Source organism: Streptomyces sp. a15 (genome assembly GCF_059026085.1).
Genome location: NZ_JBWLKM010000307.1, coordinates 1 through 326, shown reverse-complemented (window position 1 = coordinate 326; position 326 = coordinate 1). Strand labels below are relative to the sequence as shown.

Here is a 326-nt window from a genome sequence, read left to right as displayed (position 1 = left end):
GAGGACCCGACGGGGGTGAAATGGAAGTGGACGTGCGGGTTCTTCGCCAGCCACGCCTTCACGTCCGGGGTGGTGTGCGTGGACAGGTTGTCCAGGACGATATGGATCTCCTTCCCTGTATGCGGCTTGACGGCCTTCTTCAGGAACGCCAGGAAGTCCGCGCCGTTCCGGCTCGGCTTGCACTCGCCCAGCACTTCACCGGTCGTGACGTTCAGCGCGGCGAACAGGTTCGTGGTGCCGTGCCGCACATAGTCGTGGGTGCGCTTCTCGGTGGCCGCGAAAGCCACCGGCAGCACCGGCTGGGTCCGGTCCAGAGCCTGCACCTG

General features: G+C 65.6%; 1 protein-coding gene. It reads right to left on the bottom strand.

What is annotated here, in order from left to right; translation table 11 throughout:
• On the bottom strand, nt 1–326 hold a 326-nt coding region (locus tag AC5P09_RS52260; RefSeq protein ID WP_493880669.1), incomplete at both ends, for a transposase.